Annotated in this window: 21 protein-coding genes; 11 read left to right on the forward strand and 10 right to left on the reverse strand. The window is 50.1% G+C overall.

Translation table 11 applies throughout. The features are described 5' to 3' along the window. Positions 1-18 precede the first annotated feature (18 nt). Genes L9P36_RS12755 through argC form a run of 3 tightly spaced genes read right to left on the reverse strand, consistent with a single transcriptional unit; the run spans position 19 to position 3120 of the window. A complete protein-coding gene (locus tag L9P36_RS12755; RefSeq protein WP_237467586.1) occupies positions 19-1227 on the reverse strand; it encodes an argininosuccinate synthase in 1209 nt (402 codons plus the stop codon). A gap of 27 nt (positions 1228-1254) precedes the next feature. After that, positions 1255-2079 carry an acetylglutamate kinase gene (gene argB, locus L9P36_RS12760; RefSeq protein ID WP_237467588.1) on the reverse strand — a complete coding sequence of 275 codons (825 nt, stop codon included), beginning with the start codon at positions 2077-2079 and terminating at the stop codon, positions 1255-1257. A 24-nt stretch (positions 2080-2103) separates the two neighbouring features. Then, entirely contained in the window at positions 2104-3120 is a 1017-nt protein-coding gene (gene argC / locus L9P36_RS12765; RefSeq protein WP_237467590.1) for an N-acetyl-gamma-glutamyl-phosphate reductase, read from the reverse strand. 334 nt (positions 3121-3454) lie between these two features. Here argC and argE point away from each other — a divergent pair, with 334 nt between their 5' ends. Then, positions 3455-4591, forward strand: coding sequence for an acetylornithine deacetylase (gene argE, locus L9P36_RS12770; protein WP_237467592.1), 1137 nt, complete (start codon positions 3455-3457; stop codon positions 4589-4591). 226 nt (positions 4592-4817) lie between these two features. Further along, positions 4818-7454, forward strand: a complete 2637-nt coding sequence (gene ppc / locus L9P36_RS12775; protein ID WP_237467602.1) for a phosphoenolpyruvate carboxylase — start codon at positions 4818-4820, stop codon at positions 7452-7454. A gap of 94 nt (positions 7455-7548) precedes the next feature. Here ppc and nfuA read toward each other — a convergent pair whose 3' ends face one another. Continuing rightward, positions 7549-8133 (reverse strand): Fe-S biogenesis protein NfuA, encoded by a 585-nt coding sequence (gene nfuA, locus L9P36_RS12780; protein ID WP_237467603.1) that lies wholly within the window; start codon positions 8131-8133, stop codon positions 7549-7551. 90 nt (positions 8134-8223) lie between these two features. Then, on the reverse strand, positions 8224-8871 hold the full coding sequence (locus L9P36_RS12785; RefSeq protein ID WP_237467605.1) for a ComF family protein: 648 nt from the start codon (positions 8869-8871) through the stop codon (positions 8224-8226). A gap of 138 nt (positions 8872-9009) precedes the next feature. On the opposite strand from L9P36_RS12785, the gene bioH reads away from it, so the two are divergent. The 3 genes from bioH to L9P36_RS12800 all read left to right on the forward strand — a co-directional run bounded on the left by bioH (position 9010) and on the right by L9P36_RS12800 (position 10716). After that, positions 9010-9759 carry a pimeloyl-ACP methyl ester esterase BioH gene (gene bioH, locus L9P36_RS12790; protein WP_237467607.1) on the forward strand — a complete coding sequence of 250 codons (750 nt, stop codon included), beginning with the start codon at positions 9010-9012 and terminating at the stop codon, positions 9757-9759. A gap of 92 nt (positions 9760-9851) precedes the next feature. Next, on the forward strand, positions 9852-10175 hold the full coding sequence (locus tag L9P36_RS12795) for a hypothetical protein (RefSeq protein WP_237467940.1): 324 nt from the start codon (positions 9852-9854) through the stop codon (positions 10173-10175). A 67-nt stretch (positions 10176-10242) separates the two neighbouring features. Continuing rightward, on the forward strand, positions 10243-10716 hold the full coding sequence (locus L9P36_RS12800) for an ATP-dependent Lon protease (RefSeq protein WP_237467609.1): 474 nt from the start codon (positions 10243-10245) through the stop codon (positions 10714-10716). 93 nt (positions 10717-10809) lie between these two features. Here L9P36_RS12800 and L9P36_RS12805 read toward each other — a convergent pair whose 3' ends face one another. Further along, complete coding sequence (locus tag L9P36_RS12805; protein ID WP_237467613.1) at positions 10810-13152, reverse strand: Tex family protein; 2343 nt, start codon at positions 13150-13152, stop codon at positions 10810-10812. 203 nt (positions 13153-13355) lie between these two features. On the opposite strand from L9P36_RS12805, the gene greB reads away from it, so the two are divergent. The 3 genes from greB (at position 13356) to envZ (ending at position 16092) form a co-directional block, all read left to right on the forward strand. Next, positions 13356-13868: a transcription elongation factor GreB gene (gene greB / locus L9P36_RS12810; RefSeq protein WP_237467615.1), complete on the forward strand. Its 513-nt coding sequence runs from the start codon at positions 13356-13358 to the stop codon at positions 13866-13868. 95 nt (positions 13869-13963) lie between these two features. Then, entirely contained in the window at positions 13964-14692 is a 729-nt protein-coding gene (ompR, locus tag L9P36_RS12815) for an osmolarity response regulator transcription factor OmpR (protein ID WP_237467623.1), read from the forward strand. Then, positions 14692-16092, forward strand: coding sequence for a two-component system sensor histidine kinase EnvZ (envZ, locus tag L9P36_RS12820; RefSeq protein WP_237467625.1), 1401 nt, complete (start codon positions 14692-14694; stop codon positions 16090-16092). Before ompR ends, envZ begins: the two co-directional genes overlap by 1 nt. Before the next feature lie 71 nt (positions 16093-16163). On the opposite strand, the gene cysE is transcribed toward envZ, so the two are convergent. The 4 genes from cysE to L9P36_RS12840 form a co-directional block, all read right to left on the reverse strand. After that, positions 16164-16985, reverse strand: coding sequence for a serine O-acetyltransferase (gene cysE / locus L9P36_RS12825; RefSeq protein ID WP_237467626.1), 822 nt, complete (start codon positions 16983-16985; stop codon positions 16164-16166). Positions 16986-17101: 116 nt separating this feature from the next. Further along, positions 17102-18127 (reverse strand): NAD(P)H-dependent glycerol-3-phosphate dehydrogenase, encoded by a 1026-nt coding sequence (gene gpsA / locus L9P36_RS12830; protein WP_237467628.1) that lies wholly within the window; start codon positions 18125-18127, stop codon positions 17102-17104. Then, positions 18127-18600 carry a protein-export chaperone SecB gene (secB, locus tag L9P36_RS12835; protein ID WP_237467629.1) on the reverse strand — a complete coding sequence of 158 codons (474 nt, stop codon included), beginning with the start codon at positions 18598-18600 and terminating at the stop codon, positions 18127-18129. The genes gpsA and secB overlap by 1 nt, the downstream gene beginning before the upstream one ends. 83 nt (positions 18601-18683) lie before the next feature. Continuing rightward, on the reverse strand, positions 18684-19118 hold the full coding sequence (locus L9P36_RS12840) for a rhodanese-like domain-containing protein (RefSeq protein WP_237467631.1): 435 nt from the start codon (positions 19116-19118) through the stop codon (positions 18684-18686). A 330-nt stretch (positions 19119-19448) separates the two neighbouring features. Here L9P36_RS12840 and gpmM point away from each other — a divergent pair, with 330 nt between their 5' ends. The 3 genes from gpmM (at position 19449) to L9P36_RS12855 (ending at position 23404) form a co-directional block, all read left to right on the forward strand. After that, positions 19449-20987: a 2,3-bisphosphoglycerate-independent phosphoglycerate mutase gene (gene gpmM / locus L9P36_RS12845; protein ID WP_237467641.1), complete on the forward strand. Its 1539-nt coding sequence runs from the start codon at positions 19449-19451 to the stop codon at positions 20985-20987. 18 nt (positions 20988-21005) lie between these two features. Continuing rightward, positions 21006-22145 (forward strand): peptidoglycan DD-metalloendopeptidase family protein, encoded by a 1140-nt coding sequence (locus tag L9P36_RS12850; protein ID WP_237467643.1) that lies wholly within the window; start codon positions 21006-21008, stop codon positions 22143-22145. Positions 22146-22267: 122 nt separating this feature from the next. Continuing rightward, the gene (locus L9P36_RS12855) at positions 22268-23404 is read left to right on the forward strand and encodes a conjugal transfer protein TraF (RefSeq protein WP_237467645.1); all 1137 of its coding nucleotides are present in this window, start codon (positions 22268-22270) and stop codon (positions 23402-23404) included. The last annotated feature ends 17 nt before the right edge of the window (positions 23405-23421 follow it).

The following is a 23421-nucleotide window of genomic DNA, read 5'->3' on the forward strand; positions in this document are numbered from 1 at the left end:
GCTCAGTGCTGGTGTTATTTATTTGTTTTTTTCGTTTAGTGCGCGAATACGACTTGCCAATGAGTACAGGCGAATGAAGCCTTCCGCGTGGCTGTGATCGTACACCTCATCCTCGCCAAAGGTAGCGAACTCTTCGCTGTACAGGCTATTGGTTGAGCGTTTTTGGACGGCGGTCACTTGGCCCTTGTAAAGTTTCAGCACAACATCACCGGTCACGCCCTGTGCCAATGAATCTGCTGCGGCCAAAATTGACTGGCAAAGTGGTGTAAACCAACGGCCATCGTAAACAAGGTGAGAAGCTTTAAGACCCAACTCTTCGCGGAACATAAAGGACTCTTTGTCCAATACCAACTGCTCAACCGCGCGCAGTGCTTCCATGATGATGGTGCCCCCTGGGGTTTCATAGCAGCCGCGAGACTTCATGCCCACCAAACGGTTCTCAACGATGTCGATACGACCTACGCCATGTTTGGCACCTTTGTCGTTCAAGGTTTTCAGCACTTGGTATGGGCTCATGGCAACGCCATCCACAGAGATCACGCGACCATTTTCAACGCCCAATGTCACCAACTCGCTTTGATCCGGCGCTTGCTCTGGATCTGTGGTCCATACCCAGCAAAGCTCGTTCGGTTGGTTCCAAGTATTTTCAAGCACGCCACCTTCAGTGGAGATGTGCCATGCGTTAGCATCACGTGAATAGATTTTCTCTAGGCTCGCAGTACATGGAATCTGACGCTCAGCCAGATAATCAAGTAGCGCTTCACGGCTACGTAGATTCCACTCACGCCATGGCGCAATCACTTTCAAGTTTGGCGCAATGGCAGCAAAAGCACCTTCAAAGCGCACTTGGTCGTTACCCTTACCAGTACAGCCGTGACATAGCGCATCAGCGCCAAGTTTTAGCGCCAACTCAGCTTGTGCTTTAGCGATAATCGGACGTGCCATTGAAGTACCCAGCAGGTATTTGCCTTCATAAAGGGCACCTGTGGTGAGCGTTGGGTAGATGTAATCTGCCACCATCTCTTCTTTCAAATCTTCGATATAGCAAGCAGATGCGCCTGAGGCGATCGCTTTGGCTTCAATGCCTTCCAGCTCAGCTTCACCTTGGCCGACATCGGCGACAAAGGCGATTACTTCGCAATCATAGTTTTCCTTCAACCATGGAATAATGGCTGAGGTATCCAAACCACCTGAATAAGCTAGAACCACTTTATTAATCTTGCTCATTGTTTTTTCTCCTTGGCGGGCGCCTGATTACTGAGCAGTCGCCGATACTGAAATTTGTTCCATCATGTGTGTTTTTGCTGGTGAAAATTGTGTGCCAATGGCCTCACCTGCAAACAGTGCATTCAGTTTTTGAGCATCGCGCCAACTGGCGATCTCAATGGTCTTTCCTAAGGCGTTGGCCGCTTCAAATGCCGCTTCCACCTTGACGATCATGCCGTCAGTAATGACGCCATCATCGATCATCTGTTGTGCTTTCTCTTCGGTCAGGTGACTTTGCAATACGCCTTGGCCATCCAATACCCCAGGGACATCGGATAAAAACACCAAATCAGCTTGAATCGCTGCGGCAACCGCCACCGCGGCTTGATCACCATTGACATTCATCAGCTGACCTTGGTCATCGAGGCCAATACAACTGATGATGGGCAATACGTTTTGCGCTAAAAGCGCATGCAGCAAGGTGCCATCACCTGCTTTGGCATCACCCACGGCGCCGAGCGCAGGATCCATTTGGCTAATGTGACACAAGCCACCATCAGCCAAACTCATGCCAATGGAAGGAACCGCCGCACGTACCGCTTCGCCTTGCAGCAGCTTATTGGCGGTACCCGCTAGGGCGCCCGCCATATAAGGCACTTGCTCAAAAGGGGTGACGCGCAGACCGTTGCGCTTTTGGGTGGTAAAGCCAAGCTTAGCGCTCAGCTCATCGACCAGATAACCACCGCCATGCACGAGCACTAAAGGGCGATTCCCTTCACTGCGATAGCTGGCAATGGTTTGAAATAACTGACTCAGCAACGCGGTATCTGCAAGCACCGCGCCGCCCAATTTCATCACTAAAGGAGTGCTCATCCTTGCACCTCACTTACAACTGAATTAACCCAAAAGGGCGGTGGTCATGGCAAAGCCAAAACGAATATTCAAGCACTGCATCGCTTGGCTTGAGGCACCTTTGAGCAGGTTATCAATGGCTGATGACAAAATGATATGTTGGCCTTTGACCTGCCAGCCAATATCGCAAAATGGCGTTTGTTGCACATTTTGTAGCTTGGCCATGCCTTCAACCAAACGCACTAAAGGCTGCATTTGATAAGCATCAGCCATTACAGCATTCACTTGCTCAAGGGTCACGTTATGTGCCAACTTGGCAGTAATGGTGGCTAAAATGCCGCGCTTAAAATTGCCCAGATGCGGGGTGAAAATCACTTCGGTCACCAGATGCTCAGCGATCTCTGGTTGGTGACGATGGGTAAAAACACCATAAGGATGTAGGCTGACTTCGCAAAAGCTATTGGTCATGCTGGCTTTACGACCCGCACCAGAAACACCACTCACGGCGTTAATCACAGGCCATTGCGCTAAATCCAGTAAGCCACCTTCAATCAAAGGCTTGAGTGCTAATTGCGAGGCCGTTGGGTAACAACCCGGCACCGCGATCAGCTGCGCTTTGGCGATCGCATCGCTATTCCATTCAGCCAAGCCATAGGCTGCTTGTGCCAACCAGTCTTGATGCTGGTGTTTAAAACCATAAAACTCATCGTAAAAACCACCGCGCTGTACGCGGTAAGCACCTGATAGATCAAACACCACACAATTGGCAGCAAGGAAAATCGGCGCCAAGTCATGGCTTACTTCATGGACGGTGGCCAAAAATACCACATCAGCATCCGCTGCAACTGCGGCTGGATCTGTCAGGGGTAATACCGGCGCATCCACTTGACCAAGCAAGGTACCGTGCAATGCACTCATCGCTTTGCCGGCATCTTGACTGCCCGCAGACACATATAAACCATCTAATGAAAGGTGTGGGTGGCGTTTAACCATTAATGCCAGTTCGGCACCTGTGTAACCGCTCGCACCAATAATCACAGTTGATAAAGTGATTCCGTCCATGAATTTCTCTCGTATTCCGTTATGCTGGGGTGTGAATGTGGATTCAGTCAGGTATGCTGCCTAATCAGGCGTCTGAACAATCCAAGGGCAAGCCATCGGCCAATGCTGATTAGCATCGTCGAAGGGAATGAATAGTTATGATGGCTTGGTGATGCATCGAATGTCCCTATCGCTTTTCCGCTAGCTTTCCGCTAAATACGCAGACAATTCAAATTTTCCTTTTATTGAAAAGCGGTCTGTGTATTATTATTCACTAAAAATGCATTTGTATGTTTACTTATTCACCTTCGTCTGTCAACAGGAATGACAACAAAAAATCAGGGATGGTATAAAAATGAAGTTACCGCAATTTACCCAGCTCTACAGCCAGTTGATTGGCACCGCATCCATCAGCGCCACCGAGTCCAGTTGGGACCAAAGTAATCAGCAAGTGATCGCGCTTTTAGCCAGTTGGCTCAGCGATCAAAACTTTCAGTGCCAAATTGATGAAGTTGCGCCGGGTAAATTTAATCTACTGGCCAAACGTGGCGAAGGCGATGGTGGCCTGATGCTTTCTGGCCACTCAGATACCGTGCCCTTTGATGCTGGCCGTTGGGACACTGACCCTTTTACGCTCACCGATAAAGATCAGCGTTTTTATGGCTTAGGTACCGCCGATATGAAGGGATTTTTTGCCTTTATTGTTGAGGCGCTGAAATCCTTTGAAGGCCAAGCATTTCAAAAACCTCTCTATATACTGGCCACCTGCGATGAAGAAACCTCCATGGCTGGCGCGCGTTACTTTGTTGAACATCAACCCGTCAAACCTGATTTCTGTGTGATTGGCGAGCCCACCGACTTAGTGCCGATTTTTGCCCACAAGGGACACCTCTCCACCGCCATTCGCATCACCGGTAAATCAGGGCACTCCTCCAACCCAGCCTTGGGCGTCAATGCGCTGGAGATTATGAATGAAGTGCTCACCGTGCTGCTGGCGGCTAAGCAAACGCTGCAGCAAAAATTTAATCACCCCGGTTTTACCATTCCACAACCGACCTTGAACCTCGGTCATATTCACGGCGGCGATAGCTCCAATCGCATCTGTGGCTGCTGCGAATTGCACTATGATATTCGTCCACTACCAGGGTTAAGCCTTGCGGCACTCGATGAGATCATTGAGCAAGCCTTAGCACCCGTCAAAGCGCGCTGGCCTGGCCGTATCGAAGCTTTTGCCCTACATGAGCCCATTCCGGGTTACGAGTTTTCTGGCGACCCAAGCTATCTTCAACAACTCGCAGAAATCAGCGGACAAACGCCCACCAGCGTCAACTACTGCACCGAAGCAGCCTTTTTACAAGAAAGTTGTCCCACCTTGGTGCTTGGCCCCGGATCCATCGACCAAGCGCATCAGCCCAATGAGTTTATCGAGCAGCGCTATATCGCACCGACGATTCATCTTATTAGCCAGTTGATTCAGCGTTTTTGTTGCTAAATATGTGCGCCGCCAAACCTTGTTTTGGCGGCAAAATCACCCTAACCCCTTCAAAATGACGGTGAAAGTTACTTTCACTGATATTCAGGATTCCTGATAAAAATCAAATATCGCTCACTTTTTTCTGCATTTTTGCGAACGGAATTGACCTTTTAGCGTGAATTTAGCTACATTGTATTTCCGCCTCAGTGACGAGGTTGTAATTAATTTACGGGATGGAGATGTTATGAACGAAAAATATGCGGCGCTGCGTGGCAATATCAAAATGCTCGGCCGCCTGTTGGGTTCCACCATTAAAGCTGCACATGGAGAGGCTCTCTTCAACAAGATTGAAGATATTCGTCGCCTTTCTAAGTCCGTTCGTGACGGTAATGTAGATGATCGCGCCAAAATGATTGAAGAGCTGGAAAACCTGCCAGACGATCAACTACTCCCAGTCGCTCGCGCTTTCAATCAGTTCCTCAATCTGACCAATATTGCTGAGCAATACCACACCATCTCTCGCCACTGCAACGAAACCAGCTGCAGCCCAGATCCACTTGACGATTTGATGAATAAGCTTGAGCAACATGCCATCGATGATGCGGCATTTGAACAAGCGGTTGCTGAATTGGATATCGACTTGGTACTGACTGCGCATCCAACTGAGATTGCCCGTCGCACCACGATCCACAAGCTGGTTCAGGTCAACAAATGTTTGACCAAACTTGATTCTGGCTCGCTGTCTGAAAAAGAACACGAGCGCACCGAAGCACGTCTTGAGCAGTTGATTGCCCAAGGCTGGCACACTGACGTGATTCGTCAAAACCGCCCAACCCCAATCGATGAAGCCAAATGGGGCTTTGCGGTGGTTGAAAACTCACTTTGGCAAGCGGTGCCTGAGTTCCTGCGCGAACTTGATGTGATGATGCAAAAACGTCTAGGTAAACGCCTACCCATTGATGCTGCGCCAGTGCGCTTTGCATCTTGGATGGGTGGTGACCGTGACGGTAACCCATTTGTCACCCATAAGGTAACCCGCGAAGTGATGCTGCTTTCTCGCTGGAAAGCGGCAGACCTTTACTTAGGTGATATTCAACAATTGGTCAGTGAGCTGTCTGTTGTTGAGTGTAATGACACCCTGCGCAAACTAGTTGGCCCAGAAGCCCACGAACCATACCGCGCAGTACTCAAAGATCTACGTGCCAAACTGAAAAACACCCTGGAATACCTAGGTGCACTACTTAATGGCCAACGCGTAACTGAGCCTGAAGACATCATTACTGATGTTGACCAGCTTTGGACACCGCTTCTCACCTGTTATGAATCACTACACGAGTGTGGCATGGCGATCATCGCCGATGGCCTACTACTCGACGTGCTTCGTCGTATTCGCAGCTTTGGCGTGCACTTGGTGAAATTGGATATTCGCCAAGAAAGTACTCGCCACTCAGATGTATTGTCTGAGCTTACCCGCTACTTGGGTCTTGGTGATTACGATCACTGGAGCGAGCAAGACAAAGTGGCCTTCTTGGTCAAAGAGCTTTCGTCAAAACGCCCACTGCTGCCTGCTGACTGGCAGCCAAGCGCAGAAGTGCAGGAAGTGCTCGATACTTGCCGCACCATCGCGCTGCACCCACGTGAAGCCATTGGCGCCTATGTCATCTCCATGGCGCGCACCGCATCAGACGTGCTTGCCGTGCATTTGATTCTCAAAGAGTGTGGCTACCGCCATCGCATGGATGTGTGCCCACTGTTTGAAACCCTTGAAGATTTGAACAACGCAGAAGCAGTGATCCAACAGCTATTTAGCATCGATTGGTATCGCGGCTTTATCCAAAACTTCCAAATGGTGATGATCGGTTACTCCGACTCAGCCAAAGATGCTGGCGTGATGTCAGCGGGTTGGGCGCAGTACCATGCCATGGAATCTTTGGTCAAAATCTGTGACCAAGCAGGCGTTGAGCTGACACTATTCCACGGTCGTGGCGGCACCATTGGCCGTGGCGGTGCACCCGCCCATGCAGCGCTACTGTCTCAGCCTCCAGGCAGCTTGAAAGGCGGCCTACGTGTGACTGAACAAGGTGAGATGATTCGCTTTAAACTGGGCTTGCCGGATGTGGCAATCAACAGTTTGGCGCTCTACACCAGTGCGATTTTGGAAGCGAACTTGCTCCCACCACCAGAGCCAAAACAAGAGTGGCGCGAAGTGATGGATGTGCTATCTGAGATCTCTTGTGAAGCATATCGCCGCGTGGTGCGTGAAGAGCCAGACTTTGTGCCTTATTTCCGCTCCACAACGCCTGAAATGGAATTGGGTAAATTGCCACTGGGCTCCCGCCCAGCCAAGCGTAATCCAAATGGCGGCGTAGAAAGTTTGCGTGCGATTCCATGGATTTTTGCTTGGAGCCAAAACCGCCTACTGGTGCCAGCATGGCTCGGTGCTGGTGAAGCGCTGCAATATGCCATCGATAAAGGCCACCAAGCGCTACTCGAAGAGATGTGCCGTGAATGGCCATTCTTCTCCACGCGCTTAGGCATGCTTGAGATGGTGTACACCAAGGCTAATAAGCCATTGTCTGCACACTATGATAAAAAGCTAGTTGACCCATCACTGTGGGCGCTGGGTGATCGCCTCCGCGAACAATTGGACAAGGATATCAAAGCGGTACTAACCATTGATAACAATGACCATTTGATGGAGCAAGACCCATGGGGTGCTGAGTCTATTCGCGTGCGTAACACCTATGTGGAGCCACTAAACTTGCTACAAGCGGAGCTACTCTATCGTACCCGCAGTGCAGAAGTGGACAGCGAAGAACATGAGGCCGCCTTGATGGTCACCATCGCTGGGATTGCCACTGGTCTTCGTAATACCGGCTGATTTGCAATCAAGCAAAGCTGCTTTGCAAGCAACAAAACGCCAGCAATCGCTGGCGTTTTTTTATGGCATTTTTTGCTAGTTGAATCGGCGAAAATTAGTAGTAAGAGTGATCACCAGGCGCATGCTCAGTCATATCACGCACGCCACTCAACTCTTCAGGGAACTGATTCAATAGCTCTTTTTCGATGCCTTCTTTCAAAGTGACATCAACCATTGAACAACCATTACAGCCACCGCCGAATTGCAGAATGGCAACGCCATCTTCAGTGATCTCAACGAGACCCACAAAACCGCCATGGCCGGCAAGCTGTGGGTTGATTTGTGATTGAATCACATACTCCACACGCTCAATCAAAGGCGCATCATCCGCAACTTTGCGCATCTTGGCATTCGGTGCTTTCAAGGTGAGCTGAGAGCCCATTTTATCAGTCACATAATCCACTTCTGCATCTTCAAGAAATGGCAGGCTGGTTTGATCAACAAAAGCAGAAAAACCATTGTATTCAAACTCAGTGTCCGCAGGCTCCACACCTTCTGGTGGGCAGTAAGAGACACCGCACTCTGCGTTTTGCGTGCCAGGATTGACCACAAACACACGAATGTTCGTTCCTTCGGGCTGCTTTTCTAGCAGAGTGCGAAAATGCGCTTGCGCGGCTTCAGAAATATTTAGATTCGACACGACAAATACCTGACTGTTTTAGTATGGTTTTAGTTTACGCTGATTTTTTCGCAAAATCATCCATGGCGTTCATTTGCATCATACGTCATTTTAGCGCCCAGTCGAATCACTGGGTGGTGGCGTTCTTGCCACTGCATACACAGAAATTTGCGTGGCCCCATGTCGGCGCAATAATTTGGCAAGCTCACTAACCGTCGTGCCCGTCGTGACAATATCATCCACAATACCAATGTGGGCCTTGGGCACCGCGCCTTTGAGCTGATAGGCCTGCTTTAAATTTCGCCGCCGCGATTGCGCATTGAGCTGGTGCTGAGTGGCGGTGTAGCGGCAACATCGAATCCCTTGCCATAGCGGAATCTGCCAGCGGTCACTGAGCTGCCAAGCTAAATGCGTGCTTTGATTAAAGCCGCGCAACCAACGCTTTTTCCAATGCATGGGCACCGGCATCAACCAATCAGGTCGCTCACTTGGCACTGGAATTGATGCACTGAGCGGCTGCGCCAACCAAAAGCGCCGTTCAAACTTATATTGCGCCAATAGGCTCGCCCAGATCCCATGATACTCCCCAGCCACGGTCATCCGCTGCCAAATCGGCGGCCGCTTTAAACAGCCACCGCACAAATTGAGTCCGCCCTTTATCTGATCCACGGGCAGCGGTAATGCACAGCCCATGCAACGCGAACGCTGAGCCAACAAAGGTTGGCAATGGCCGCATAGCACAGTAGATAGAATGGGCATCGATGATGGCGCTGTCTTGACTGGCACGGATATGGGCAACCGACAAAATAAGCAGCTTTGCCCAGTATGTGCATTTATCCATCGGGTTATTCGCGCTAGACTCATGACCACCTCCATTGTGTTCAAGGAAGAGTATAGATGGCTCAGTCCAACCCTCGCCCCGCCCTCGTTTTAATTCATGGCTGGGGACTTGATAGCCAAGTCTGGCGTCCACTCCTGCCCTTACTTGAATCGCACTTCGATGTGCAATGCCTTGATTTACCGGGCTATGGCCAGCACCAGCAAGTTTCTGCTGATAATTTACTCGATTTGGCATCACACTTGCTTAAATTATCACCGTCTGCCGCATATTGGCTCGGTTGGTCGCTCGGTGGCTTGGTCGCCACCCAAGCGGCTTTACTTGAGCCCACGCGCTGTTTGGGCCTCATTACAGTAGCCCATTCACCGCGTTTTACGGCAAACGATGACTGGCAAGGGGTTGCCCCAAGTATTTTGGCGCAATTTATTGCAGATCTTGAGCACAATCCATCCGCCACCTTGGCGCGCTTTGTGGGTCTACAAGCCCTCGGCAGCCTAACGGCAAGGCAAGATGTAAAGCAACTCAGGGCTGCAATTCAGAATCAGACCATGCCTGATCATCAAGCGCTTACTCTTGGTTTAGAACTGCTTGCCCGCTGCGATCTCCGTAGCCAGCTGGCGCAGCTTCAACCACCATGGCTTCGCCTTTATGGTCAGCATGATACGCTGGTTCCCGCTTGCTCTGTGGTGGCCACAGATCAACTCGCGCCACAATCGCAACGGCAAGTGTTTGCCCATGCCTCCCATGCGCCTTTTATTAGTGAGGCGGAGGCATTCGTCAAACAGCTGAAGCAGTTTGTGAACGAGTAATCATTGCCACCCGTTTGTTGTGAACGATGACTTAAGTTTGCCGATCTTTGGTCGATAGCATATTTAGGTCACCTTCTAAACTTGGAGGCCCAATGACCATTCATGGAGTTGGACAAAATTACGCAATGTATGCAAAACCGTTCTCACCTAGGCAAAAACCTATGGTACAAAGCGACGCGCAAACCAATGCGAATCCTGCGCTCATGGCTAAATCGCCGATAAGCGCAAAGCAACAACCAACGGAACAACAAACAGCAGCCGGTGAGAAACCCAATAATCTCGAGTCATTTACCTATGGCGCGCTTGGGATGGATCACCCAGAAGACGTGAAAAAGAATAACGACGAGTACTACACCGCAGGGCAATTTTTATCTGCCGCGGCAACCGTCGGCGGTATTCTTTTAATGGTGGTATAACCGTCTTTTGTTGTGGCATGGCTCATTGGAGTCATGCCATAGGCTGATGGTGGGAGATCACATCAGCATGCTTTTATCACCTAGCAGTATTAATGTGCCGGTTTTAACCCCGACCATTAATCCGCCAACGGAACAGGCCGCGCGGGACAATCGCACACGCGAGAAAATTGTGCCACCAGCCGAGCTGGCAAAAAGCAAATCGGACAGCGCTGTGACTCTAAAAGAGAAGCAACGTAAGCGCCAAGGATGGGATCCCAGCGAGCATCCTGAATATGAACAGGAGCCAGTCATTGACGAGCGCTCCGGTGTGCCCAATCCCTATGAAAAAGATCATGCCCTTGCTCTGCTGCAAACCCTACTGACCAGCGGCTTTTGCGACTGCCAAGATGGCGGCTACTGCATGACCTACAAATTCCCAATCAAACTGCTTGAAGCCATTGATCGAGGCAACGTCATGGCCCAGCGCCGCGTGGTTATCGATCATCATTACAACTATTCCACCAGCCCAAATGTTGAAAGCAAAATGCTGATGATTCTCTAGATTCACTGACTAATGCTGGTATTCACGCAATAAAAAAGAGCCCATGGGCTCTTTTTTATTGGTTTCCATATGCAATGAATCATTCAATCCAAACTATCGCTTGCGCTGGTTAGCCTTGGCAAACGCATCGGCAAAGGCACCTTGCAGTGGCGATGACGATGGCGCGCGCGATTGATGACTACGCTGCCCTTGCGGATTGGCAACGCGGCGCTCGCGATCACTTCGTCCTGATTCGCTACGTGCTGATGGCGCCGTTTTTTCAGGTGCTTGCCCAGCTTCATCACCCATACGCATCGACAACGCAATGCGGCGGCGTGGCACATCCACTTCCATCACTTTCACTTTGACGATTTGTCCGGTTTTCACCACTTCACGCGGATCTTTGACAAAGGTGTCACTGAGCGCCGAGATATGTACCAAACCATCTTGGTGTACGCCGATATCCACAAAAGCGCCAAAATGGGTCACATTGGTCACCACCCCTTCAAGCACCATATTGAGTTTGAGATCAGTGATTTCATGTACCGCATCATCAAACTGCGCCGTGGTAAAGGCCGGACGTGGATCGCGCCCAGGCTTATCCAGTTCACTGATAATATCCAATACCGTTGGGCGGCCAAAAGCCTCGCTGGTGTAGTCATCGGCATTGAGCGCTTTGAGCACCGAGCTATTACCAATCAAGGCGCCCACATCAAGCTGAGTTTTATCGGCAATCGCAGTCACCACGCTATAGGCTTCTGGGTGCACTGCAGAGGCATCCAGCGGGTTCTTGCCCTGCATCACACGTAAGAATCCAGCACATTGTTCAAAGGCTTTTGGCCCCAAACGTGGCACTTTTTTCAGAGTGCTGCGCGAGTTAAAGGTGCCATTTTCATCGCGATAGGCCACGATATTGCTAGCAATGGTGGCATTCAAACCCGCCACGCGCGTAAGCAATGCAGCCGAAGCACTGTTTACATCGACGCCCACTTTGTTCACGCAGTCTTCAATCACGGCATCCAAACGCTGCGCCAACTGACTTTGGCTGACATCATGCTGATATTGACCAACACCAATGGCTTTAGGCTCGATTTTCACCAGCTCGGCCAATGGGTCTTGCAGGCGGCGAGCAATCGACACCGCCCCTCGCAGCGACACATCCAAGTTTGGAAACTCTTTGGCTGCCAGTTCAGACGCGGAATAAACCGATGCGCCCGCTTCACTGACCATCACTTTTTGCGCTTTATGGCCGCTATTTTTCAGTAACTGCGCAACAAAAGCGTCAGTTTCACGCGACGCCGTGCCATTACCAATGGCAATCAATTCCACCTGATAACGCTCAAGCAAAGCCGCGATAGTTTTTGCTGATTGGGCGAGCTGTTTTTGTGGCTGATGCGGATAGATGGTATCGGTCGCCAATAGCTTGCCAGTGCCGTCAACCACGGCAACTTTCACCCCAGTGCGCAAACCCGGATCAAGACCCATAGTGGTTTTTAGCCCCGCAGGCGCTGCCATCAGCAAATCGCCAAGGTTGTCTGCAAAGACATCAATGGCCCCCGCTTCTGCTTGGTCGCGCAAACGGCTCATCAGCTCAGTTTCTAAATGGGTAAAGAGCTTCACGCGCCATGCAAAAGTCACCACCTGTGCGCGCCAGCGATCGGCTGGTTGTCCAGCTAGGCGCATCTCACAGTGTTCGAGAATCATCTGCTCGCAAGGGTGGCGCTCGCTGTCAAAATCCACCACCAAGTTCAAGGTCAGCACATTTTCATTACGACCACGCAGCATCGCTAAAGCGCGGTGCGATGGCACACTGTGCCAAGCTTCTTGATGCTCAAAGTAATCTTTAAACTTAGCACCGCTTTGCTCCGCACCTTCCACCACACTGGCTTTGAGCTGCGCATTCTGCTCGAGATAACGACGTAATTTGGCAATCAGTGACGCATCTTCTGCCAGCTGCTCCATCACAATGGCGCGCGCGCCATCTAACGCCGCTTTGCTATCAGCAAATCCCAATTCAGCATTGAGATAAGCTTGCGCTTCTTGCTCAGGATCCAACGCAGGGTTTTGCCAAAGCGCATCGGCCAATGGTTGCAACCCTGCCTCAATGGCCATTTGTCCCTTGGTGCGACGTTTCGGTTTATATGGCAAATAAAGGTCTTCAAGCTCAGTCTTACTGCTAGCCATGGCAATGGCTTTGGCCAAAGCATCGGTCATCTTGCCCTGCTCAGTAATGGAAGCGATGATCACTGCACGGCGATCATGAAATTCACGCAGGTAAGTCAGACGGCTCGCCAGCGTTCGTAGCTGAGTATCATCTAAACCGCCCGTGACCTCTTTCCGGTAACGCGCGATAAAAGGCACCGTATTACCTTGATCAAGTAGCGCAATGGTGGCATCAATTTGGCGCGCATGAACCGACAGCTCCTGCGCAATTTGTTGGGAAATAGAAGTTTGCATAGAGCCTATTTTCATCCTGCAATGTAAGTCTTGTGCAATGGCGCGAGTATACGTTGCCTTCATCATGGAGAAAGTCATTCAAAAGTCAATTTTGGCGGGGGTCACAGAACATCGCAGTTGGCGGCGATTCAAGCACAGGAAACTCGACAAAATTCACCACCTCTTGTACCGTGAAAGCAGTCAACATAGCTGCTACTTATTGCATGAAAACCAACCTCATCACTCGCGAAGGCTATAACCAACTAGCGGCGGAACATGACCACTTATGGTTTGAAAAACGCCCAGAAATCACCAAGATTGTCACTTGGGCTGCCAGCCTTGGCGATCGCTCTGAAAACGCTGATTACACCTTTAATAAACGCCTGCTGCGACAAATTGATCGCCGCGTTCGCTACCTGCGTAAACGCCTTCCTGAGCTCACCGTGGTCGATCCCCATCCAGATCAAGAAGGCAAAGTGTTTTTTGGCGCTTGGGTGGAGATTGAAAATGACGCCGGTGATATTCGCCAGTTTCGCATTGTCGGCCCCGATGAAATCTATGGCCGCAATGATTACATCTCCATTGATGCGCCCATGGCGCGTGCGCTAATGAAAAAAGAGATGGATGAGGAATTTGTGGTGCGCACGCCAGAAGGCAACCGCGAATGGTGGGTCAACCACATATCCTACCAAGTGGGTGGCGACAACCCATTTGCTGTAAATCCCAGCGCAGAATAAGCCCATATCAAGGACATAATCGGTAACAAAATTGACCATGCAACGGACTCGGCGCAGGGTATAGTAAAGCCTGATCATGGATTGGAGAGAGACTCATGACGCAAGCACAAGAAAATCATAAAATTTTAGTCGTCGATGACGATATGCGTCTGCGCAGCTTGCTTGAACGCTACCTATCAGAGCAAGGATTCCAAGTTCGCAGCGTCGCCAACGCCGAACAAATGGATCGCCTATTGGGCCGCGAAACCTTTCATTTAATGGTGCTGGATCTGATGCTACCCGGTGAGGATGGCCTATCCATTTGCCGTCGTCTGCGCCATGCAGGCAACATGCTGCCCATTCTTATGCTCACCGCCAAGGGCGATGAGATTGACCGTATTGTGGGTCTTGAAGTGGGCGCTGATGATTACCTGCCCAAGCCCTTTAATCCACGCGAACTACTCGCCCGCATTCGCGCCGTACTACGCCGCCAAGTGGTGGAAGCCCCCGGCGCACCAAGCGCGCAAAGTAAAGTGGTGAGCTTTGGTGAATTTAGCCTTGATCTCGGCACCCGCGAAATGTTCCACCAAGGTGAGCCGATGCCACTCACCTCAGGTGAGTTTGCGGTGCTAAAAGCACTAGTCACCAATGCAAAAGAGCCATTGTCACGCGACAAGCTGATGAATATGGCTCGCGGCCGAGAATACTCCGCCATGGAGCGCTCCATCGACGTGCAAATTTCTCGTCTGCGCCGCATGATTGAAGAAGACCCAAGCCGCCCGCGTTATATTCAAACGGTTTGGGGATTGGGCTATGTCTTTGTCCCTGATGGTGAGAGCGCCTAATGCATCTATCGCCGCGCAGCACCTTTGCGCGCACCTTAATTTTGCTGGCTTTTCTGCTGATCAGTAGTCAGCTTCTTTCCTACTTGGCGATGTTTCGCTTTGCCCTGTTGCCCAGCCTTAAGCAATTTAATCAGATCATCGCCTATGAAGTGCAACTGATGCAGGCTGATGATTTCGGCGTCGACGAGCAGGGGCAAATCATCTCCATTGCACCGCAAACACGCCGCGCACTACTCGAGAAACTCGGCATCACCCTACACAGTGAAAGTGAACATCTGGCCCACCAGCAAGCGGGTGGTGAGGATCACCAGCGCTTTCAAGATGCCACCGCCATTGATTATCTGAGTCATTCCATGGCCGAGCAGCTTGGTGCGCCAACCGAGGTGCGCCTATCCCTGCATAATGGCACCTATGAACTATGGCTAAAAAGTGATGCCCTGCCCGGTTATTGGATGCAGGTACCACTATCGCAAATCACCGAAAACGACTTCTTTCCACTGTTTCGCTATAGCCTGTTTATCGCGCTGATTATTATCGCTGGCGGTTGGGCCTTTATTCGTTGGCAAAACCGTCCTCTTGTCGCTCTAGAAAAAGCCGCGCAGCAAGTGGGTCGCGGTGAACACCCGGATCCACTGCCGCTACGCGGCGCATCAGAAATTCGCGCAGTAACCCTCGCCTTTAACCAAATGGCCAAGGGGATAAAAAAACTCGACCAAGACCGCGCACTGCTGCTGTCTGGGGTCAGCCATGATCTACGCACCCCACTGACCCGTATTCGCCTTGCCACGGAGATGATGGGGCTGGAAGATGATTATCTTGCCGATAGCATCATTAAGGATACCGAGGAGTGCAACGAGATTATCAGCCAGTTTAGTGATTATCTGCGTGCCACCAGCTCCCTTGAGCATACCCATTTTTCACTCAATCAACTGCTCAATGAAATTGCCCATTCAGAAGCCAACTACGGCGCGCAATTTGATTTGCAGCTGGCCGATTTTGAGCAAACTTGTTACGGCAATCAGGTGGCGATTCGACGGGCGATTACCAACTTGGTGACCAATGCCATTCGCTATGGTGGTGGCTGGATTCGCTTAAGCTCGGGTATTTCAGCCGATCGCAAATCCATGTGGTTTACCGTTGAAGATGATGGTCCTGGAATCCCCAATGAGTTGCAAGAGCATTTGATGCAACCTTTTACCCGCGGCGATCAAGCGCGCGGCAGTCAAGGCAGTGGTTTAGGGCTCGCCATCGTGCAGCGCATAGTTGAGCAGCACCGCGGTGACATTCATCTCGCCAATCGCAGTGAAGGTGGTTTATTTGTACAGGTACGCTTACCTGTGAAATTGGAAAAGCCAGAACCGAGCAAAGCAGAAAACACCTCCGTGTTAAAACGTCGTTAAGGCTTTACAGAGCAATAAATGCCATAAAAAAACGCGCCCTTGAGCGCGTTTTTATCATTCAATCAAAAAGCCTAAATACCATCACCCGCCATAAAGGTGTGGTAAGGGTCATTAAAATCTTGGTCCATCTCAAGCGATGGTTTTTCACAGCAAGGGCGACCGATAATTTTCGCTGGTACGCCTGCCACTGTGGTATGTGGTGGTACCGCTTGTAGCACCACGGAACCAGAGCCAATCTTAGCCCCCTTACCCACTTCAATATTACCCAGCACTTTCGCACCTGCCCCAATCATCACCCCTTCACGAATTTTCGGGTGACGATCGCCGCCTTCTTTGCCCGTACCGCCCAAGGTGACGCCTTGCAAAATGGAGACATCATCTTCCACCACCGCCGTTTCACCAATCACCACCCCTGTAGCATGGTCAAACATAATCCCGCGGCCAATGCGCGCCGCTGGGTGGACATCCACCTGACAGCTCACCGAGATTTGGTTTTGCAGATACACCGCCAATGCCGCGCGCCCTTGGTGCCACAAATAGTTGGCAACACGGTAGCCTTGCAGTGCATGAAAACCTTTGAGGTATAAAAGCGGTACCGCATACATCGCCACCGCAGGATCGCGCGTGACCACAGCTGAAATATCTGCCGCGGCATCTTCCACCAAGCTTGGGCGATTACGAAAAGCCTCTTCGACCACCTCGCGCACCGCCATCGCTGGCATAGAAACCGTCGCAAGCTTATTGGCTAGAATGTAGCTCAGCGCCATCGCCAAATTATCATGCTTAATAATGGTGGCATGATAAAAACTCGCAAGCATCGGCTCTTGCTCGGCTTGTTCTCGCGCTTCTTGAGTAATGGCTTGCCACACTTGGGCTTGCAGCGACGCTGACATTCAGGCTTCCTTTGGTGTGAATTTGTTCTTTGCTTCACACTTTAACTTGCTGGTAAAAAAAAACAACGCGATTCAGAGACTGAACCACGTTGTTACATTCGGTGCATACGCTAAATTTAGCTCAGTTCATTTTTCTTTTCACGAGCTAACAAATCTTGCGCAGCTTGACGCGCATCTTTGCCTTGGTAAAGCACCTGGTAGATCTGCTCAACAATCGGCATCTCGACGCCATGACGCTCAGCCAAATGCCAAACCTCTTGGGTGTTACGATAACCTTCAACCACCTGACCAATTTCTGCCTGCGCAGTATCCACATCTTTGCCTTGACCAAGGGCCATGCCAAAGCGGCGGTTACGTGATTGGTTGTCAGTACAAGTCAGGACCAAGTCGCCAAGACCAGCCATCCCCATAAAAGTTTCATGTTTTGCGCCCAATGCCGCGCCAAGGCGAGACATTTCAACCAGACCTCGAGTGATCAACGCAGTGCGCGCATTGGCACCAAAGCCGATGCCATCAGACATCCCAGCGCCAATAGCAATCACGTTTTTCACCGCGCCACCCAATTGCAGGCCAACAAAATCATTGTTGCTGTAGACACGGAAGCTCTTGCTGCAATGCACGAATTCCTGCAGATCCTGCATAAATTGGGCATCGGTTGAAGCCAATGAGATTGCCGTTGGCATCCCCACCGCAAGCTCCATCGCAAAGGTTGGGCCAGACATCACCGCTAGCGGTATTTCATGGCCTAACACATCGTAGGCTACATCCTGTAGCAAGCGTCCAGTATTGGGTTCAAGACCTTTGGTCGCCCAACATACACGTGCATCTGCACGAAGATGGGGCTTGAGTTGATTAAGCACTAAACCAAACACATGGCTTGGTACTACGACCAACACATCACGGCTCGCGGCCATGGCGGTTGCGAGATCAGGCTCAACAATCAATGACTCAGGAAAAGGAACACCAGGTAAAAACTCTTGGTTACAGCGGTCAGCTTGTAGGCGAGCCATATGGTCCGCCTCATGCCCCCAAATCATCACTTTGGCGCCATTACGGGCCAAAGCAATCGCGAGAGAGGTGCCGTAAGAGCCGGCACCCACCACTGTGATGGCAACATTACTGCCACAGGTGCAATTATTCATTAGGCTTGTGCTTCTTCTTGCGCTTGTTTTGCTGCTTGTTGTTGCATGAAGTTCATGAACAAAGCATCAAAGTTCACTGGCGCAAGGTTCAATTGTGGGAAAGAACCTTTGTTCACCAAGCTTGCAACGGTTTCACGTGCATATGGGAACAAAATATTTGGACAGAATGCACCCAAGCAGTGCGCGAGTTGTTGTGGTTCCATTTTCGCAGTGAAGATACCCGCTTGTTGTACTTCACATAGGAATGCAGTGTCGCCGTCGTTTTTCACAGTCACAGTCACACGCAATACCACTTCATAGACATCTTCGCCCAACTCACGGCTTTGGCTATCAAGATCGAGATTCATCTCAGGTTTCCACTCTTTTTGGAAAACCTCAGGAGAGTTTGGCGCCTCAAATGACACGTCTTTTAGATACACGCGTTGAATTTGAAATGGAGTTTGTGGCGCTTCTTGGGTTGCTGCTTCAGCCATGGGTACATTCCTTCATCTGTTAAACTGCCCTTGCGGACATCAAACGCTGACCATCCGTCAGCCAAAATCGATTTGTTTTGAACTTACTTTTTACCCTGAACTAGCGGCATATTGGCTTCACGCCATGAGGCTAGGCCATTTTTCAAAACAAAAACTTGCTCGTAGTTCGCTTTGGTCAAATCTTCAGCGCTTTTCACCGCTGCCATACCGCTGCTGCACACAAGGATAATGGGGGTCTGCTTGTATTTTTCAAGTAAGGTGTTCTTACCTTGCTGGATTTCACTTGGCAAAACTTGGATCGCGTTCGCAATATGGCCTTGACGGAACTCATCACGCGTACGTAGATCGAACACCACTGCATCATGGCGGTTGATCAGCTGCGACAAACCGTTGTGATCAACGAAATGGTATTTCGCCATCTTCATCTTAATGGTGGTGTGAATCAGGGCTACGAAAATACCCAACCACGCCATGCACCAAACCGGATGCGCTTGAAAGAATGAAATATAGTCTTGCATTGTTATTTCTCGCGTAGATAACCATCGCCTAAAAAGGAGTCTGAGTATACCCTGCCATACTGGCAAGTACAGTGTGCATTTGCGATTCCGCTAGCACGCTCACGAGGGCAGTGACCTTGATCACACCCATCTTCGTCCCCACCTATTATACCAATAGCAAATATTCAATTTCATTCATGTTGCAGCAGTGATATGAATAAAGTGAACAACATCAAGGCGAAAGCAGCGCGATTTTGTTTGATCTTTGCCTACAGTTTTACCACCAACCTGTAGTAAAATTACGCTAATTTAACGCTTTCGATTTTAATTTATCTTACGAGAGGACAGGTTATGTCGGCGAAAAAACCACTTGCTTTGGTGATCCTAGATGGTTGGGGTTACCGCCAAGATGCCGCGAACAACGCCGTTGCAAACGCGAAAACACCGGTACTAGACAGCCTAATGGTTGATGGTAAAAACACCCTGATTTCTGCATCAGGCATGGACGTTGGTCTACCAGATGGCCAAATGGGTAACTCAGAAGTCGGTCACACCAACATCGGTGCAGGTCGCGTGGTTTATCAAGACCTGACTCGTATCGACAAAGCGATCCTAGACGGCGAATTCCAAACCAATGAAGTGATTGCAAAAGCAATGGACAGCGCTGTAGCCGCTGGTAAAGCAGTTCACATCATGGGTCTGATGTCTCCTGGTGGCGTACACAGCCATGAAAACCACATCGCAGCCGCTGTTGAAATGGCAGCCGCACGTGGCGCGGAAAAAATCTACCTACACTGCTTCCTTGATGGTCGTGACACCCCACCACGTAGCGCCAAAGCATCACTTGAGCGTTTCGATGCACTCTTTGCAAAATTAGGCAAAGGCCGCACCGCATCTTTGATCGGTCGTTACTATGCAATGGACCGTGACAACAACTGGGATCGCGTACAAAAAGCCTATGAGCTATTAACTGAAGCGAAGGCTGAGTTCACCTTTGATAGCGCTGTTGAAGGCCTAGAAGCTGCATATGCTCGCGACGAGAACGACGAGTTCGTGAAAGCAACTGAACTTCGCACTGCAGATCAAGAAAGTGCAGCAATGCAAGATGGCGACGCAGTTCTATTCATGAACTTCCGTGCTGACCGTGCGCGTCAAATCACTCGCACCTTCTTGCCTGAGTTTGATGGTTTTGCTCGTAACGTATTCCCAGCATTGAACTTCGTGATGCTGACTGAGTACGCCGCTGACATCAACCTACCTGCAGCATTCGTTGCTGAAAATCTAACCAACACCTTGGGTGAGTGGTTGGCGAAACAAGGCAAAACGCAGCTTCGCATCTCTGAAACAGAGAAATATGCGCACGTGACCTTCTTCTTCAACGGTGGCGTTGAAGATGAGTTCAACGGTGAAGAGCGTTCATTGGTTGCATCACCAAAAGTAGCGACCTATGACCTACAACCAGAAATGAGCTCTGGCGAACTAACCGACAAACTGGTTGCTGCGATTGAAAGCTGCAACTACGACATGATCATCTGTAACTATCCAAACGGCGACATGGTTGGCCACACTGGCGTTTACGATGCTGCGGTTCAAGCTTGTGAAGCGGTTGACCACTGTATCGGTCGCGTTGTTGAAGCGATCAACAAAGTACACGGTCAGCTTCTGATCACTGCCGACCACGGTAACGCAGAGATGATGATCAACCCTGAAACTGGCGGCGTGCACACTGCGCACACCAACTTGCCTGTTCCATTGATCTACGTCGGTGACAAAAACTTGGCACTGAAAGAAGGCGGTAAGCTTTCTGATTTGGCGCCAACCATGCTTTCTCTCGCGGATATGGAAATTCCTGCAGAGATGACTGGTAAGGCTCTGTTTGATCTGAAATAATCTTTCCCCATGCGGGTGATGAATTGTTTTAGACAACGAATTAGCGCCAGCGCATTATGCGCTGGCGTTTTGTTATGCCTGCAATTTATCACGCCCCAAGCCAAGGCAAGCCAGCTCGATGGTCTGCAACAAGAGATCAAGCGACAAGAAAGCCTGGTTGGCACACAGAAAAAATCCTTAGCCTCACTGGAAGCCGACCTCAAAAAACATGAAGTCAGTATGAGCCAATCGGCCAAGGCGATTCGTCAGGCAGAGCAAGATATTCGCGTGCTCAACCAATCGATGAATCAACTCGAACAACAGCTTGATGAGCTAGAAGTCTCATTGAGCGACCAAAAACGCCTATTGGCCGAACTCCTCAATGCCCGTTATCGCAATGGCCACGACAGCCAAATTAAGCGTCTTTTAAAACAGCAAGATTTAGCAGAGCTTGATCGCATGTCGGTCTATGCCGAACTATTGGGGCAAGCTCGCCAACAAGTGATCGAGGACTTGGCACAAACCACCCAAAGTCTTGAACACAAACGTGCCGAGCTTGCTGAGAAACGAGCGAGTCACCAAGCAACATTGAATCAGCGACAACACCAACGTCGTAACTTTGATAATGAGCAGCGCAAACGCAAACTCACCTTGGCCAAAATGCGCGAAACCGTCAAAGATAGCGACAGCTATCTTGAGCAGTTACGCTCCAGTGAAAATGCGCTGAAAGCGCAGCTATCGGCCGCTGCAAAACACGCCCAGAAAAACCAAGTACGCATGGATGGCTTGGCGCGCTATCGCAAAAAGCTCAACTGGCCGATCAAAGGTCGATTACTGCATGCCTATGGTGAACAGCAAACCAGCCAACAACGCTGGAAAGGTTTGGTGATTGCCGGTAAAGCAGGCAGTGAAGTCAAAGCGATTCGCGGTGGTAAGGTGGTCTTTGCTGACTGGCTACGCGGCTATGGTTTAGTGCTGGTGCTTGACCACGGTAAAGGCGATATGAGCCTTTATGGCTACAACCAAAGTTTGCTGAAAAATACTGGCGATTTAGTCAAAACTGGCGAAGCTGTGGCACTAGTTGGCGATAGTGGCGGCCAAGAGCGTCCAAGCCTCTATTTTGAAATTCGCCGCCACGGCAACACCGTGGATCCTATCGCTTGGCTCAAACGTCGTTAAACGCCCTCGAACCCAATCTCGATCACGATTTTCCCGCAATACATTGAAATACATCGCCATTACTTATATAAACCCAAAAATATGGGCATTTAATATAAGAATTATCAATAGTGGAATTTTCAATGAAACGCGCACTTTCTTTCTCGCTTGTCGGTGCAATGACGCTCGTTGCAACCAGTTCTCAAGCCGCCATTGGTTATGATAGCCGCAGTATGGCGATGGGTGGTACTGGCGTTGCATCAGCAAGCTATCTTACCGCTGCCTTCTATAACCCAGCACAGCTAACCAATTACGATGACAGCGATGATGTCGGCCTGCTCTTTCCAAGTGTTGGCCTAAGTGCGTCTGATCAAAACGACTTACTCAATAAACTAGATACTTTCCAAGACATCGATAAAGAGTACACGCCGGGTCACAAGGATGAGTGGGATGCGGCGCTAAAAGCACTCGATAATTCCACTGTCGCTGTAAACCTTAATGTGGGTATGGCTATCGCCATTCCAAACCAATATCTAAGTACCGCATTGTTTGTCCAAAACCAAACCAATGTCTTTGCACAAACGCATATTGATAGCCGTGACTTTGGCGCGGGTTTTACGCCTGTGGCAAATCAGATGAACTCAACGGTTCGTGGCCTTGCCGGCGGTACTTTAGATATTGGTCTAGCCATGGGTAAAGCTTTTGACGTGAAAGATCACCACTTCTCTGTGGGTATCACGCCAAAAATGCAGACCCTTTATATGATCAACTACGGTGGGACACCTGCTGATTTTGAAATCGATGATTTTGATTACGACAAAAACGGCAATGACAAGAGCACCTTTAACCTTGATTTAGGTGCAAGCTACCAAGCGACAGATAGCATCACCATCGCGCTTGCGGGCCGTAACTTGATCAAGCAATCCATCGAGAACAACCTAGATGGCGATGCCACCTATGTGGTTGAACCAAAATTCACCTTAGGTGCAAGCTATGACATCAGCTGGCTGCAGTTGAACCTTGATGTGGATCTAAACGAAACCAAGTACTTTGAGCAGATCGATTACAGCACCCAATATGTTCGCCTCGGTGCTGAGCTCAACGCTTGGGATTGGGCGCAGCTTCGCGCAGGTTACGCTGCGAGCCTAACCGATGCAGGCAGCATGCTCACAGCTGGTATTGGCCTGCACCCATTTGGTGCCTTTGGTATTGATTTGGCGGGGCAATATAGTACAGATAACGGCTATGGCGCATCTGCGCAACTCATCTTTACTTTCTAAGTTCTGATTTAGGACAG

It is taken from the genome of Vibrio stylophorae (assembly GCF_921293875.1).
Taxonomy (GTDB): Bacteria; Pseudomonadota; Gammaproteobacteria; order Enterobacterales; family Vibrionaceae; genus Vibrio_A; species Vibrio_A stylophorae.